Below are 15,309 nucleotides of genomic sequence, written 5' to 3' on the forward strand. Positions count from 1 at the left end.
ATAATATTGCTACTTAAAAATAAAAAGAAAGAAAACTGACAAAATTTAATAGTAAAAAAATAAATTCGATCAGAAACAATTCATTTTTGATATAATTTTTATTTTATACAGAATCACAACAGGAAATTTTTATTTTAAGTTTTAAGCATAATTCTGAAAGCCAATTTTTTAAAAATTTTTAAAAAAACTTAAAGTTTTACTTCACAATGAAAAATAAAAAAGTCTGTTGAAAAATTCAGCAGACTTAAAATTTATATCAATTAAAAATTTTTAATTATTGATTGCAGCAACTCCCGGAAGTTCCAAACCTTCTAAGCTTTCAAGCATCGCTCCACCTCCGGTAGAAACATAGCTTACTTTTTCGCCGTAACCAAATTGTTTTACGAAAGCAACACTATCTCCTCCTCCAACTAATGAGAATGCTCCCAATTTTGTTGATTCAGCAATACTGTCACCTAAAGCAATAGTACCTGCCGAGAAATTCGACATTTCAAAAACCCCGATCGGTCCGTTCCAAAGAATCGTTCTGGAATTTAATAAGACATCGTTAAATTGATCTCTTGATTTTGCACCTGCATCCAATCCCATCCATCCTTCCGGAATTTCATAGATATCAACTTCTTTTCTTTCAGCATCATTATTAAAGCTTTCTGCAATAATCGCATCTGAAGGAAGATATACTTTTACATTATGCTCTTTAGCTTTTCCTAAAATTTCCAGAGCAAGAGGAAGCTTATCTTCTTCAACCAATGAAGCACCAATTTTACCGCCAAGAGCTTTTATAAAAGTAAATGCCATACCGCCACCAATAATTAAATTATCAATTGCCGGCAAAATATTTTCTATAATGGTAATTTTAGTTGAAACTTTTGAGCCTCCAAGTATCGCTGTTACAGGCTTTTCACCGCTTTTTAAAACTTTATCGATAGCCTGAAGTTCTTTAGCCATTAATAAACCGAAAAATTTAGTTGAATTGAAAAACTGTGCAATTACAGCTGTAGAAGCATGTGCTCTGTGAGCCGTTCCAAATGCGTCATTTACATAAGCATCACCTAGCTTAGAAAGCTTTTCAGCAAAGGCTGCATCTCCTTTTTCTTCTTCGCTATGGAAACGCAGGTTTTCTAATAAAAGAATTTCTCCCGGTTGAAGCTCAGAAGCTGCTTGTTCAGCCTTTTCTCCTACACATTCATCAACAAATTTTACTTCTTTACCCAAAACATTCGATATTTCATCTACAATATGTTTTAAAGAAAACTCATCCTTAACCTCTCCTTTTGGTCTTCCTAAGTGAGCCATTAAAATTACAGAACCGCCATCCTGAAGGATTTTATCTACTGTAGGTTTTACAGCTACAATTCTTGTGTTGTCTGTAACTTTTAACTGATCGTCCTGAGGAACATTAAAATCTACTCTTACAAGAGCTTTTTTGTCTTTAAAATTGAAGTCATTGATTGTTTTCATACTTTAATCTATATTTTTTAGTCGTGTAAAGCCGCCGTGATGAATTTAAATTTTGAATTTTCTAAACTCAGGGCGATTTCACAAATTCTTTTGAATTTTTTGTTTCACAAATGTAAGATTTTAAAGTCTCGCAAAAAATCGAATCTTTTAAAAGTTTTCAAAAAATTCTGAACAAAGCCATCATCCACCGATCAACACTATCTTCTTTTTTTTTAAAAGAAAGAATGAGTACTGTTGTTGAGTATTGTGAGTTTCGGGGATAACTTTAGCGTCAAAAGTTGATAACATGAAATTTTATAATAATTCAGATTTAATTCACAAAATAAAATGCTGGAAATCTGATTTTTCGATCAGTTACTAACAAATATTGATAACTTTTCCACGATAGCAATTATTAATAACCGATTTATGGAAAAACTTAAGATTACTCCGAAAAAAGTTTTTAAAAATTTTTGCATTAAAATTTGGAAGCAATTCTCATTACTAATTTTCTGGATGAAAAAAAATATAATTTTTAACAAAGTTTTCCACAGTTATTCACAATGGTTTTAACAATTTGTTAGAATTTAATTAACAATTATTAAAAAAGCTGATTGTCGTAAAATTGAAAATTAAACTCCTCTGAAAATCAGTCTATTGCCGATTATATTGGTTGTTGATAAATGTTTTAATCCAAAAGCTATACTTCAACCTTTTTAAAATTACAGAATTGAAAAATCGAAGAAGCAGCAGAATCATGGAAATTTTTTTATTTAATATTAAAAAAGACTTTAACTCTGAAATGTCGAATAATGCTCTAAAAAATTGAAGTCGTTTAATATAAACTAAATATTTAGTTAAAGAAGTAATTGCATCTTTAGCCATCATTTAAGATCAAATTTTAATCAGACATCAGATTCAACTTTAATATGGAAGGAAAATTTTTGCTATTTAAATAATAGAGATTAAGATATATAATTTGGAATTTTAATATAAAACCTAATGAAACAAAGAAGATTAAATTCGGATTTAATGTAACTTTGCCAAAAGAAATAAGATAAAAGTAAATAAATTAAAAGTAAATAAATTAAAAGTAAAAATGAAAAGAAAAATTGCTATTGCAGGAGATCATGCAGGTTTTGAGTATAAGGAAATTCTTAAAAAGCACTTGAAAGAAAACTTTGAAGTTCAGGATTTTGGGACTTTTTCTACAGATTCTGTCGATTACCCGGATTTTGTGCACCCTGCTGCAACTTCAGTAGAAAACGGAGAAAACGAATTAGGAATTCTTATCTGCGGAAGCGGAAACGGAGTTCAGATTACAGCCAACAAACATCAGGAAATAAGATGTGCATTGTGTTGGATGCCGGAAATTGCAGAATTGGCGAGACAGCATAATGATGCAAACATGATTTCGATACCGGCAAGATTTATTGCAAAAGAAGTAGCGATAGAAATTGCAAACAAATTTCTTTCTACCGATTTTGAAGGTGGAAGACATCAAAACAGAGTAGACAAAATTGCATTCTGCTAAATTGATAAAGGCTTGTAAATCAAATTACAAGCCTTATTTGTTTTTTATTTTATATATTTGTACCGTCCAACAGGATTTACCAGACTGTTGATTCCTATTAAATTTTCAGATTCTTTTATAAAGACGATCAGAAATTTTTTCTCTCTCCTTCTCCATATTTGTTTAAATTTATGCAAAACTAAAAATTCAATTATAAAATTTTTGGATAGAAAATTGATATGTTTTTGTAAAGAAACTTACTGTGAAGAAAACAGAATATTTCCGACTAAAAACTAAAGGAAATATATTTATACAATTAAATTAAAAAATGGCAAAAAAGAAAAAATATATAAGTCAGAAAAATGATCATAAACTAATGGAAATCGGAAGATTGATTATGAGATTTATGAATCAGAATCAAACCAAATTATACAATTACAAACAAATCTCAGACGGGATCGATTATAAAAACCCAAGACAAAGAGAACAGGTTATTCAGGCATTGCACAAGCTTTTGGCAAGCCAGAGAATTAAAGAAACCGAAAAAGGAAAATTCAGCATCAATCTTAAAATTGAAGGTACTTTAACGGGAACAATCGATTTTAATCAAAGCGGAAACGCTTACGTTACTGTAGAAAACCTGAAAGACGATATTTTTATTCACTCTAAAAATGTAAAAGATGCATTACAGGGTGATAAAGTATTGATCGTTACCTACAATTTCAAAGGTAAAAAGCTTGAAGGCTCTGTTTTGGAGGTTTTAGAAAGAAACCGTACAGAATTTGTCGGTACTTTCCAGTTGGTTCCGCATAAAGAATTCGGGTTTGTAGTTTGCGATAAAAAAACGATCAACACCGATATTTTTATTCCCAAAGGAAAAATAAACGGAGCTGAAAACGGTAATAAAGTCGTTGTAAAAATGACAGAATGGAAACCCGGTGACAAAAACCCTGAAGGAGAAATTCTACAGGTTTTAGGAAATCCGGGAGAGCATGAAACCGAGATTCACTCTATTCTTGCGGAATACGGCCTACCTTACGAATTTCCTGAAGAAGTGGAAAGAGATGCAGATAAAATCGACCGCAAAATTACCGATGAAGAAGCTGCAAAACGTTGGGATATGCGTGATGTTTTAACCTTTACGATCGATCCGAAAGATGCCAAAGATTTTGATGATGCATTATCGATGAGAAAACTTGAAAATGGAAACTGGGAAGTAGGTGTTCACATTGCAGACGTTTCGCATTACGTTGTTCCGGGAACTATTCTGGATGATGAAGCGTATCAAAGAGCGACTTCAGTGTATTTGGTTGACCGAGTTGTACCGATGCTTCCGGAAGTTTTGAGTAACGATGTCTGCTCGCTTCGTCCGAATGAAGATAAATATACTTTCTCTGCAGTTTTTGAGTTGAATGACAAAGCCGAAATCCAGAAGCAATGGTTTGGAAGAACGGTCATTCATTCCGACAGAAGATTTACCTATGAAGAAGCTCAGGAAAGAATTGAAAACAAAGAAGGTGATTTGCAGGAAGAGATCAATGTTCTCGACAGATTGGCTAAAATTATGCGTGGAGAACGTATCAGAAATGGTGCAATTACATTTGACAGAAGTGAAGTTCGATTCAATTTAGATGAAAACAATCAGCCGATTGGTGTTTATTTTAAAATAAGCAAAGATTCAAATCATTTGATTGAAGAATTTATGCTTTTGGCGAATAAGAAAGTTTCTGAATTTGTTTCTTTGAAAAAAGGAAGACCAAACGGAAATACCTTTATTTACAGAGTTCACGATGATCCGGATCCTGCGAAACTTGAGGCTTTAAGAGATTTTGTTTCTACTTTCGGATATAAAATGGATCTTGCCAATACCAAAAAAGTAGCTGAATCTTTGAATACTTTACTGAAAGATGTGAAAGGAAAAGGCGAAGAAAATATGATCGAAACTTTGGCAATGCGAAGCATGAGTAAAGCGGTTTACTCTACCGAGCCGATTGGTCACTATGGTTTAGGATTCGATTATTATTCACATTTCACCTCTCCTATCCGTCGTTATCCCGATTTGCTTGCACACAGATTGCTGCAGCATTATTTGGATGGCGGAAAATCTCCCGACAGAAACGAGCTTGAAGAAAAAGCAAAACACTGCAGCGCAATGGAGCGTTTGGCAGCCGATGCAGAAAGAGATTCCATCAAATTTATGCAGGTGAAATTCATGGAAAAACATTTGGGAGAAACTTTCACCGGAGTTATTTCAGGAGTTGCAGAATTTGGTTTCTGGGTAGAAATTCCCGAAAATGGAGCTGAAGGTTTAATTAAATTGAGAGATTTAATGGATGATTCCTACACGTACGATAAATCGACACACGCTGTTTATGGTAACCGCACAGGAAATAGGTATCAATTGGGAGATCAGGTTCAGATAAAAGTTGTGAAAGCGAATTTAATTCAGAAACAGCTCGATTTTAAGATTGTTAGTTAGAAATAATTTTTTATTTTTAACCTAAATTATCAGAATGGCTAAGAAAAAACAAATTAATGTAGATAATTTACCAATTTCGATTTTAGATATTAATGATAGCGATTATATATGTCTCACTGATATGACATCTAATCAAGAAGAGGGAAGTAAACTGATTGAAAAGTGGTTAACAAATAAAAACACAATCGAATTTTTAGGCATTTGGGAACAACTTAATAACCCAAATTTTAATTCCCCCGAATTCGGGGGAATTATGTCAGAAGCTGGAACGAACAGATTTTATATGTCTGTTAAGCAGTGGGTTGCAAAAACAAATTCTGTAGGAATTTTAGCCAAAACTGGAAAGTTTGGCGGGACATATGCACATAAAGATATTGCTTTTAATTTTGGATTGTATATAAGTCCTTTATTTAATCTTTTACTTATAAAAGAATTTCAGAGGTTAAAAGAAATTGAAAGTAATCAGTATGGTCTGGAATGGAATGTAAAGAGAATTCTGAGTAAAGCTAATTATCAAATACAAACAGACGCCGTAAAAAAATATATTATTCCAAAAGCAAATTTTTCGCAGGCTAAGGAATGGCTTTTGTATGCTGATGAAGCAGATTTACTGAATATTGTTTTATTTGGTTGTACTGCAAGACAATGGAGAGAGTCTAATCCGCAAAGAGTCTTAAAAGGAGAAAATATTAGAGATATGGCAAGTATAAATGAACYAGCAATTTTAACTAATATTGAAAGCTTAAATGCAACTCTGATAAAAAATAATTTAAACAAAAAAGATAGGTTTAAAATATTATTAGAAACAGCAAAAGAACAAAGGGAAACATTAGATAAAATTGATTATTTAAAATCTATTAAAAAGCTGACTGATTCTACATTCATTGATAAAATAGAAGGTGAAAATCAAAAATAATAATAAAATCTTCTATTATGTTTGAACTCATATTTTCTGCCATTGGATTAGGCTTTATGCTGAGTCTCGTTTTTATCGGGCCAATTTTTTTTCTGTTGATTGAAACAAGCTTCACAAGAGGTCCTAAACATGCTTTAGCACTGGATTTTGGTGTTATTACGGCAGACTTATTGTGCATCGTTGCAGCTTATTATGCAAGTGCAGATATTGTAAATCTCATTGACAAGCATCCCGGATTTTACAGAATTACATCCATTCTTATTCTTACCTACGGAATCATTATGATGGTTACAAAGACCAAAATGCATATGCCCGGTGAAGAAAAATTAATCAGCCAGAATTACTTTAAAACGTTTCTTAACGGGTTTTTATTAAACCTTCTAAATGTAGGAGTAATTCTTTTTTGGTTGGTGACGGTTATTGGCGTTAGAAATCAGTATCCTGATACTGAAAGTGTTATTTTTTATCTTGGAATCGTGATTGCCACGTATCTCGCAATTGATTTTCTTAAAATATTTTTGGCAAAACAATTCCACGACAGACTTACTCAAAAGCTGGCAAACAACATCAGAAAAGGTGTGGGTGTTGTGCTGATTATTTTCAGTTTCTTCATCTTCCTTCAGAGTTTTAAAATGTTTAACCAGTTTGATAAACAATTGGAAGAAGCCGAAAAAAAAGAAGTAAAATTCAAAAAAACAAATGGAAAAAATATTCCCGAAACCACTAAAAAAGGGCGATAAAATTGCCATCATCTCTCCTGCTGGTTCTGTTGAACCTACTCAATTGGAAAAAGGTTTAGAAATGATTAAATCTAAAGGATTTGAACCTGTTTTAGGTGAAAATCTTTACACCAAATTTTCAAACGGCTACAATTATGCAGGAACCGAAGCCGAAAGGTTAAAAGATATGAACTGGGCTTTAAATGACAGCGAAATTTCTGCAATCTGGGCTTCAAGAGGTGGTTATGGTTGTCAACATTTATTGGAAGGTTTAAACTTAAAAGAATTTACCAAAAATCCGAAGTGGTATATTGGTTATTCCGATAATACTGTAATTCAAAGTTATTTGCTGAAAAAAGGTTTTGCCTCCATTCACGGACAAACCGTTAAAACTTCAAGCTTTGGGGTAACTGAAGAAAGTTACGATTTAGTTTTTGATATTTTAAAAGGTAAAAAGCTAGAATACAACGTAAAATCAAATCAATTTAATAAAAAGGGAAATACTGAAGGAGAATTGATTGGAGGAAATTTAGCCTTGGTTTATGCACTTTTAGGAACCAAATATTCATTTGATTTTAAAGATAAAATATTATTCATCGAAGACATCGGCGAAAATTTCTATGCTTTAGACCGAATGATGATGAGCCTCGAATTAGCCGGAGTTTTTAAAAAAATAAAAGGTCTTATTGTAGGCGGAATGACGAATATGGGCGATGAAAAAGATAACAAAAGTTACGAAGAAAGCTTCGATGACTTTGCAAACCAACTTATTTCAGACAGAATTTCAAAGTATGATTTCCCTGCAGTTTTTGGCTTTCCAAATGGACACATTAAAGACAACCGACCGTTGATTATTGGAAGTGAAATTAAGGTAAAGGTTGAGGATAAGGTAAAGATTGAGTTTAAAGCTTAATTAACTTATCAAAAATAAACTTTGTTTATTCTTAAAATAATAGAAAGAAGAAATTCTTAAAATCTTAATTTTCTTAATGTTAAAATAAATATAGAGCTTTAAACACTTTAAACTCTTCGGCACTTAAACTCAAAAAATGGCAGATCACAACGAATTAGGAAAAGAAGCAGAAAACCTTGCAGCAGAATATTTACTTAAAAAAGAGTATAAAATTCTTGTGAGAAATTTCCGTTTCAAGAAAAATGAAGTTGATATTATCGCCGAAAAAGATAATCTTATTATTGTAATCGAAGTAAAAGCCAGATCAACCGATTTTTTTATCCTTCCTCAGGAAGCGGTCACAAAAGGAAAAATAAAGTCAATTGTTTCGGCAGCCAATCATTTTATGGAAGAATTCAATAAAGATCAGGAAGTAAGATTTGATATTATTTCCGTTCTTCCAAATAAAACCGGAAAATTGGAAATAGAACATATTGAAGATGCTTTTGAAGCATTTGATGCGAATTAATCAATGTAATAATGTAGCAATTTAATAATATAACAATCATTGGTAAACTGTTAAATTGATACATAGCTACATTTAAAAATGAAAATTTTTATGAAAACAATACTCATCACCGGAGCAACTTCCGGAATTGGAAAAGCAACAGCAGAACTTTTAGCAAAACAAGGCAACAGAATCATCATCTGCGGAAGAAGATCAGAAGTTTTGGAATCTGTAAAGACAGAATTATTAGCATTAACGGAAGTTTTCAGTTTAAAATTTGATGTCAGAAATCTTGAAGAAGTAGAAAATGCGATCGCATCACTTCCTGAAGAATGGAAAAATGTAGATGTTCTTATCAATAATGCGGGAAATGCACATGGTTTAGAACCGCTTTCAGCAGGAAGTACTGATGATTGGGATAATATGATCGACGGAAATGTAAAAGGACTTTTATACGTTTCTAAAACTTTAATTCCGATGATGAAAGAAAGAAATTCCGGGCAGATTATCAACATCAGTTCGGTTGCGGCAAGACAAACTTACGCCAACGGAGTTGTTTATTGTGCTACAAAAAAAGCAGTTGATGTGATTTCTGAAGGCATGAGAATCGAGTTAACAGAATTTGGAATCCGTGTAACGAATATTCAACCCGGAGCTGTAGAAACAGATTTTTCTTTAATCAGGTTTAAAGGCGATCAGGAAAGAGCAGCAACGGTTTATGCTGGTTACGAAGCTTTGAAACCGGAAGATATTGCCGATGCGATTGCGTATTGCATCAATGCTCCGCAACATGTTACAGTTTCCGATATGACGATTTATCCGAGCGCACAAAGCGAGCCGAGAACGATTTACAGAAAAGGATAATTTCAATTTGAAAATGGTTTAATTTGAGAATTTGAAAATGAGGTTGTTCCCTATTCTATTTCTGTTTTGTAGTGTTTTCGGATATGCTCAGAATTATTCAAAACAGGAAAAACAATTGCTTTCTCAAACTGCAAAGCTGGATTCTTTAATGCAGAATAATGATTCAAAAATCCTAGATTTATTTGAACCTGATGTTTCTTTCGGTCATTCAAATGGCTGGATTCAGGATGTAAATGATTTTAAAAAAGATTTTACTTCTAAAAAAGTGGTTTATAAAGAAATCAGACTAAAAGAAATTTCTGAAATCAAAAAATTCAAAAAATCATTCAGCATCAGAAGGAAAATAAAAGTTTCAGGCTCGTATAAAAATCAAGATTTTGAAATGAATTTATCGCTTCTTGAAATCTGGATTAAAAACAAATCAAGCTGGAAATTGTGGAGCAGACAAAGTGTGGAAATAAAGCCATAAATTTGCATAAATTTCAAAACAAAAAGAGATAATTCCAACATGTAAATATTTCTTACAAGTTGTTTTTCCATCAACTATTCGGAATTTCCGAACAGTTCAAAAAGAATTAAAAATGAAAATATTATACCTCGAAACTTCCTCAAAAAACTGTTCGGTTGCTATTTCAGATGATGAAAAGCTGCTTTGTTCTACGGAAGAAGTTTCAGAAAACTATAAACAGAGCGAGTCGCTCCACACTTTTGTAGAATGGGCTTTGGAAGGCGCAAATTTATCTATGAAAGACATTGAAGCCGTTTCTCTGGGAAAAGGTCCGGGTTCTTACACAGGCTTGAGAATTGGCGCTGCTTCTGCAAAAGGTTTTTGCTATGGACTTAAAATTCCTTTGGTTGCGATAAATTCTATGGAAAGCATGATAGAGCCTTTTTTAGGAAAGAACTATGATTTGATCATTCCTTTGGTCGATGCAAGACGAATGGAAGTCTATACTGCCGTTTATGACGGAATTTCAGGAGAAGAACTTATCCCGACCGAAGCAAAAATTTTAGATGAAAATGCTTTTGAAGAATTAAAAGATAAAAAAGTACTTTTTGTAGGCGACGGAGCAATAAAAGCAAAAGAAATTTTACAGCTTCCTAATGCTGACTTTAATGCAGAAATATATCCTTCTGCTCAATATTTAATAAAGAAAACGTTAGAAAAAATAAAGAATGAAGATTTTGAAGATATTGCTTATTTCGAGCCATTTTATCTGAAAGATTTTCATGGCGTGAAGAAAAAAACAAAAAGCGAAGAATAATCTTCGCTTTTTTTATTGGTTTATTACTTTCATTTCACCCTGAGTCTGCTTAAGCTTTTGCATTGTATTATTTCCTGTCTTTTTAGGAACATTATTATTCTGTAAAGGAACATTATTGTTCATCGGCTGCGAATTAATATTATTATTCTGAAGCGTATTATTGTTCGGAGACTGTTGTAGATTAGAAGGCTGCCCCGGTCCGTTAAAAGGGTTATTTGGCATTGTATTTCCCTTATTATCGGTTGCCTGGAATGCAATATCGCTTTTCAGATAATTAAGCATTTCTTTGGCTTTAATTCCTTCCGGAGTTTTAGCATAATTCAAAACAATCTGTTCAAGCTGCAGAATCATTACTTCTTTTCCGCTTGTTTTTCCGGCGTTGAATGCATTTAAAAGATTCAGCTTAGGAACTAAAGCATCTTTGGGATATTTTAGAACGATCTGCTCTATTTTGCCCTGACTTTCTGCAAATTTTTCAGATTCGTACAGCGCATATGCCATTTTATATTCGTTTTCTACCTCTTCAGAAGATTTTACAAAAGTATTGCTTTTAGGATTTCTTGCAAATTCTGCAAAAGAGGTGTAAGGATAATCGGTCAGTAAAATCTGTTTTGCTCTGGCTGCAGCCTGCGGATTTTTCTCGTAATTCATCGCAAAAATCTCGTATAAAGCCTGAAGCATCACTTTCTCTTCCGGTTTTACGTCTATCAGATCATAAAGTGTTTTTGTTGCTAAAGGGGTATTGGTAAAATAATTCTGATACATTACGCCAAGACCTAAAGAAGCGGTATCTCTATCCTTTTTCAGTTGAGCCAGTTTTCCGGCATCGGAAGGAATTTGCTCGATATAAAAGGAGGGCTCAAAACGTCTCGGATTGGGTGCAGTCGTCACTCCCAAAGCTTCATTTTTCATATCTTCCAGCGAAGCCATTTTTTTAGAATAACGCCAGTTATCAGCTAAAGCACGATCTCCCCAAACCTGTTTGAAAGTAGAAGTTCCTTTACTGACTGTTCCTGTATTTCCGAAATAGAAACCTTTTGCCGCAACCCCAAAATCTTCGAAAGAATTTGAGCTGTTGGCAAATAAAGAATTAGCATTGTAATCTCCCGTATCAAAGCCTTTGCTTCTTTCGGCGCGTATTCTTTCCTGCTCTTCTCTTTCTTCTTTAATTTTCAGCTTCTCAATATATTTTGCAAAATAATCGGTTTTTTGTGCATCGGTCATTTTTGCCAAAGAAAGAATACTGTCGTTTTTCTTTATTAAATAATAATTTTTTGAGATTTTTTTGATGTAGTTTGATTGGTCTTGCAGCAAAATTTTAGATGGTTCATACGTCATAGAAACCAAGGCGGAGTCATAATAAGCTCCGGCTCCGATGTAATCATTTTTTTCTAAATAATCTTTACCTATTTCGTAATAAGCCAGACCTCTCACCTGTCCGTCAGAAACTTTTTCGAGTAGCGATTTTCTGAAAAATTCCTGCGCTTCTTTTTTCTTACCGGCTTTATTTGCCATTAAACCTAAAGCATAGTAAAACTCATTTTTTCGGGATCCGTAAGTTCCTTTTTTGCTTATTTTTTCAAGATAATCTTTCGCTCCTTCATAATTTCCTTTTCCGTTGAATGTTTTGGCAATTTCGATCTGAGATTTTACTTCAAATTCAAAATCATTGGCATATTTGTAAGCGGCTAAAAAACTTTCTCTTGCAAGTTCTTGTTTTCCGGTTTCCTGTAGAACCTGGCCTCTTAAAAATGCAATCCTGCTCTTTAGTTTTCTGTTGCTGTTCAGTTCAAAAGCGCGGTCTAATTCTTTTATAGATTCTTCTTTTTTACCTTGGTCTAAAAGAGATTCGGCATAATAAATGCTCAGAAGTTTATCATGATCTTTACTTAGTTTTTCGCTTTTAATTTTATCAAAAATTTCATCAGATTTGTGATAGTTTTTAAGCTGAGAATAAGCTAAAGCTTCATAAATATGAGCCAAAGGAAGTCTTTTATCTTCCTTCATATGCGTGAAAACGTAGTTCAAAGCATCCAAAGCCTTAATCGCTTTTCCCTGATAAATTCTGGATTGCGCCAGAATAATATAAGCATCAAAAATAGTTTTGTTTTGCTCCTCTCCTTTTCTGATGACAGAATATTTATTGATCGCTTTTAAAGCTTTTGCTTCAGCAATTTCCAAAACAGTTGCTCCTTTATTTTCTTCCGGATTATTAGGATCTTGAGGCATATTTCCAGGGATTCCGGGACCGTTTGATAACATTCCACCTGCACTTTTCCCATTTTTTTGTGATCGGTTTACTTCAGCCATTTTCATAGAGTTTTCTGCAAAAGCTGCAGATTGCCCCAAATCACTTCCCAACGGTTGTTCCTCATACGTTAAAATAGGAATATAAGGCGCATAAAAATTGTCTTTATGGGCTTTATCTCTTTCCGTAAACTCACTGTTTAAGGCGTCTTTTGCATTAAACAGGGTGTTGTAATATGTTGAAAATCCTTTCAAAAACTTAGATCTTGCTTCCGGTTTTTTCACTTTCGTGCCACAGGAAACAACAATAATTGCTGTTAAAAGGAATACTATTTTCTTTTTCATTATTTCAATATAACTCGCTAATTTACTTTTTATTATCAGCAGTTTGATGATTTTGTAAAAATAATAAAATTTTATTTTGAAAATATCTATAATTCTCGCAATATTTTATAGACCAAATGAGTGGGAAGTCCCATTATCGTATAAAAACTGCCGTTTATTTTTTTAATTTTTGCCATTCCGAGCCATTCCTGTATTCCGTAACTTCCTGCTTTGTCAAAAGGGCTATAATTTTTAATGTAAAAATCAATTTCTTTATCCGAAATTTCATCAAATTCTACATCGGCAACATCGGTTTCTGTAATGGTTTTATCTAAAGTTTTAATGGTAATTCCGGTGTAAACCTGATGCGTTTTTCCTGATAAAGACTGAATCATTTTTTTCGCTTCAAATTCATCTTTTGGTTTTCCAAGAAACTGGTTTTCATTGGCAACGACTGTATCTGCGGTTAATAAAGCTTCATTGTTTTGCAGATTTCTGAATGCATTTGCTTTTAATTCAGATAAATAAGCTGCTGCTTTTTCTATTTTTATGTTTTCGGGTAAAATTTCTTCACAATCGATTTTTACGACTTCAAAATCAAAACCTAAATTGGATAATAATTCTTTCCTTCTCGGAGATTGTGATGCTAATAGTATTTTCATCTGTAATTATAAATGATAAACGATTAATGGTAAATGATATTTTATATTTAAAGAAAATAGGTGTCTGATTGTAAGTCTTTTATATTTTTTCTATTCTCTCTTATACAGACTGCGTATTATCATCATGCCATTTTCCCTGGACTTTCATTACCTGCTCGATCACATCGCGTACTGCCCCGCTCCCGCCTTTTGTTTGCGAAATATAATCTGCAATTCCTTTAATTTCCGGAACGGCATTTTCAGGGCAGGTTGCAATCGCCGAATTCTGCATCATGTGAAGATCAGGAAGGTCATCTCCCATCGTTAAAATCTGATCGTTTTTAAGCTTATATTTTTTCTTGAAATCTTCATAATCGATCATCTTATCATGAGATTTTGCATAGTAATCCTGAATGCCCAAATAATTGATTCTGTGTCTTACCATTTCGTCATTTCCTCCTGTAATTACGCCAATCAGGTAATCGTTTTTTAAAGCTTTTACAACGGCATATCCGTCCAGAACATTCATCACTCTGCTCATATTTCCGCCGGGCATCAGATAAACGCTTCCGTCGGTAAAAACACCGTCTACATCAAATACAAATGCTTTTATATCTTTTAATTTCTCTTTATAACTCATTTTAATTAATGATTGATAAATGATAACTGATAAATATTCAAATCAATCGCATTTACTAATCTCTTGTTGTTTTTTTATTAATAAATTATTTTAATCAAGATTATACGTAAGTCTTACCGTAATTCTCGCTGATTTTTCTTTGCTTGAAGTATCAAAATTTCCTCCATAACTGTCTTCATCCGTAGAACCTTTTGCCGTAATCTGAAAAACTCCCATCGAAGCATCTTTCAGTTTTCCTAAATCTCCGTCTGCGCTTTTTACAATTTTTTCTGCTCTTTCTCTCGCATCTTTTGAGCCTTGTTCAATCAAGCTGTGCTTTAATGAAGAAAGATCAGAATAAGTATATTGAGCTGAAGATGGCTCAAACTGTACTCCACTGTTGATGAGTTCGGCAGTTTTATCAATTACACTTTCAATTTTCTTCATTAAAGTTGGATTTTTCTTAGCTCTGAAAAATACACTTTGGGTAGCTTTATATCCATCAAAAATATCTTCAGATTTTTCTGATCCGTCTGCTTCTTTTGTGGTCACTGTACGGTAAGATCTCGAAAAATTTACTCCGCCAAAAGCAAACTCACCTGCTTTGAAACCTTTGCTGTAGAAAAATGTTTTTACTTTTTCTTTGTCTTGTGAAATCAGATTGTAAGCTTCTTTTGCATCCATCGCACTTGCATCAAAACTTCCGTTCCAACTTATTTCGTCTGAAATAAAATCTTTGGAGCCAAGACCAGTAACCGAAATAGTATCTTGTTTTAAATTTCTGTTTTTAAAGCTTGAACCTAAGATGAAAGCCGTAATAACGATTGCTGCTCCAATGATGAGGGAACGAATAATGTTTGTATTCATTTTTTCTGTTTTCCT

Annotated in this window: 14 protein-coding genes; 9 read left to right on the forward strand and 5 right to left on the reverse strand. The window is 33.1% G+C overall.

Annotated elements, in window-relative coordinates; genetic code table 11:
* Positions 1-270: 270 nt before the first annotated feature.
* Entirely contained in the window at positions 271-1,461 is a 1,191-nt protein-coding gene (locus tag AB4Y90_RS03235) for a phosphoglycerate kinase (RefSeq protein WP_441555920.1), read from the reverse strand.
* Positions 1,462-2,539: 1,078 nt separating this feature from the next.
* Here AB4Y90_RS03235 and rpiB point away from each other — a divergent pair.
* The 9 genes from rpiB (at position 2,540) to tsaB (ending at position 10,596) form a co-directional block, all read left to right on the forward strand.
* Positions 2,540-2,974 carry a ribose 5-phosphate isomerase B gene (rpiB, locus tag AB4Y90_RS03240; RefSeq protein WP_441555921.1) on the forward strand — a complete coding sequence of 145 codons (435 nt, stop codon included), beginning with the start codon at positions 2,540-2,542 and terminating at the stop codon, positions 2,972-2,974.
* Between the two features lie 307 nt (positions 2,975-3,281).
* Entirely contained in the window at positions 3,282-5,432 is a 2,151-nt protein-coding gene (gene rnr / locus AB4Y90_RS03245) for a ribonuclease R (RefSeq protein WP_441555922.1), read from the forward strand.
* Positions 5,433-5,466: 34 nt separating this feature from the next.
* The gene (locus AB4Y90_RS03250; RefSeq protein WP_441555923.1) at positions 5,467-6,348 is read left to right on the forward strand and encodes a KilA-N domain-containing protein; all 882 of its coding nucleotides are present in this window, start codon (positions 5,467-5,469) and stop codon (positions 6,346-6,348) included.
* A 17-nt stretch (positions 6,349-6,365) separates the two neighbouring features.
* Entirely contained in the window at positions 6,366-7,088 is a 723-nt protein-coding gene (locus AB4Y90_RS03255) for a LysE family translocator (RefSeq protein WP_441555924.1), read from the forward strand.
* On the forward strand, positions 7,048-7,980 hold the full coding sequence (locus tag AB4Y90_RS03260; protein WP_441555925.1) for a S66 peptidase family protein: 933 nt from the start codon (positions 7,048-7,050) through the stop codon (positions 7,978-7,980). Before AB4Y90_RS03255 ends, AB4Y90_RS03260 begins: the two co-directional genes overlap by 41 nt.
* 136 nt (positions 7,981-8,116) lie before the next feature.
* Positions 8,117-8,488, forward strand: a complete 372-nt coding sequence (locus AB4Y90_RS03265) for a YraN family protein (RefSeq protein WP_441555927.1) — start codon at positions 8,117-8,119, stop codon at positions 8,486-8,488.
* Between the two features lie 90 nt (positions 8,489-8,578).
* On the forward strand, positions 8,579-9,331 hold the full coding sequence (locus AB4Y90_RS03270; protein WP_441555929.1) for an SDR family NAD(P)-dependent oxidoreductase: 753 nt from the start codon (positions 8,579-8,581) through the stop codon (positions 9,329-9,331).
* Positions 9,332-9,374: 43 nt separating this feature from the next.
* Positions 9,375-9,800 carry a hypothetical protein gene (locus tag AB4Y90_RS03275; RefSeq protein ID WP_441555931.1) on the forward strand — a complete coding sequence of 142 codons (426 nt, stop codon included), beginning with the start codon at positions 9,375-9,377 and terminating at the stop codon, positions 9,798-9,800.
* Positions 9,801-9,912: 112 nt separating this feature from the next.
* On the forward strand, positions 9,913-10,596 hold the full coding sequence (gene tsaB, locus AB4Y90_RS03280) for a tRNA (adenosine(37)-N6)-threonylcarbamoyltransferase complex dimerization subunit type 1 TsaB (RefSeq protein ID WP_441555932.1): 684 nt from the start codon (positions 9,913-9,915) through the stop codon (positions 10,594-10,596).
* 12 nt (positions 10,597-10,608) lie between these two features.
* Here the strand turns inward: tsaB and porW are convergent, their stop codons facing one another.
* The 4 genes from porW to AB4Y90_RS03300 form a co-directional block, all read right to left on the reverse strand.
* Complete coding sequence (gene porW, locus AB4Y90_RS03285) at positions 10,609-13,188, reverse strand: type IX secretion system periplasmic lipoprotein PorW/SprE (RefSeq protein ID WP_441555933.1); 2,580 nt, start codon at positions 13,186-13,188, stop codon at positions 10,609-10,611.
* An 86-nt stretch (positions 13,189-13,274) separates the two neighbouring features.
* Positions 13,275-13,829, reverse strand: coding sequence for a Maf family nucleotide pyrophosphatase (locus tag AB4Y90_RS03290; protein WP_441555935.1), 555 nt, complete (start codon positions 13,827-13,829; stop codon positions 13,275-13,277).
* 100 nt (positions 13,830-13,929) lie between these two features.
* Positions 13,930-14,448: a KdsC family phosphatase gene (locus AB4Y90_RS03295; protein ID WP_441555937.1), complete on the reverse strand. Its 519-nt coding sequence runs from the start codon at positions 14,446-14,448 to the stop codon at positions 13,930-13,932.
* Between the two features lie 90 nt (positions 14,449-14,538).
* Positions 14,539-15,294, reverse strand: coding sequence for an SIMPL domain-containing protein (locus AB4Y90_RS03300; protein ID WP_441555939.1), 756 nt, complete (start codon positions 15,292-15,294; stop codon positions 14,539-14,541).
* Between the last annotated feature and the right edge of the window lie 15 nt (positions 15,295-15,309).

The organism is Chryseobacterium sp. 2TAF14 (assembly GCF_052115105.1).
Lineage (GTDB): Bacteria > Bacteroidota > Bacteroidia > Flavobacteriales > Weeksellaceae > Chryseobacterium.

Bases quoted from the DNA above. Each gene is read 5' to 3' on its own strand.
- AB4Y90_RS03255 (WP_441555924.1), top strand. From the start codon at position 6,366: ATGTTTGAACTCATATTTTCTGCCATTGGATTAGGCTTTATGCTGAGT.
- AB4Y90_RS03235 (WP_441555920.1), bottom strand. From the start codon at position 1,461: ATGAAAACAATCAATGACTTCAATTTTAAAGACAAAAAAGCTCTTGTA.
- tsaB (WP_441555932.1), top strand. From the start codon at position 9,913: ATGAAAATATTATACCTCGAAACTTCCTCAAAAAACTGTTCGGTTGCT.
- AB4Y90_RS03300 (WP_441555939.1), bottom strand. From the start codon at position 15,294: ATGAATACAAACATTATTCGTTCCCTCATCATTGGAGCAGCAATCGTT.
- rpiB (WP_441555921.1), top strand. From the start codon at position 2,540: ATGAAAAGAAAAATTGCTATTGCAGGAGATCATGCAGGTTTTGAGTAT.
- AB4Y90_RS03295 (WP_441555937.1), bottom strand. From the start codon at position 14,448: ATGAGTTATAAAGAGAAATTAAAAGATATAAAAGCATTTGTATTTGAT.
- AB4Y90_RS03290 (WP_441555935.1), bottom strand. From the start codon at position 13,829: ATGAAAATACTATTAGCATCACAATCTCCGAGAAGGAAAGAATTATTA.
- AB4Y90_RS03265 (WP_441555927.1), top strand. From the start codon at position 8,117: ATGGCAGATCACAACGAATTAGGAAAAGAAGCAGAAAACCTTGCAGCA.
- AB4Y90_RS03260 (WP_441555925.1), top strand. From the start codon at position 7,048: ATGGAAAAAATATTCCCGAAACCACTAAAAAAGGGCGATAAAATTGCC.
- porW (WP_441555933.1), bottom strand. From the start codon at position 13,188: ATGAAAAAGAAAATAGTATTCCTTTTAACAGCAATTATTGTTGTTTCC.
- rnr (WP_441555922.1), top strand. From the start codon at position 3,282: ATGGCAAAAAAGAAAAAATATATAAGTCAGAAAAATGATCATAAACTA.
- AB4Y90_RS03270 (WP_441555929.1), top strand. From the start codon at position 8,579: ATGAAAACAATACTCATCACCGGAGCAACTTCCGGAATTGGAAAAGCA.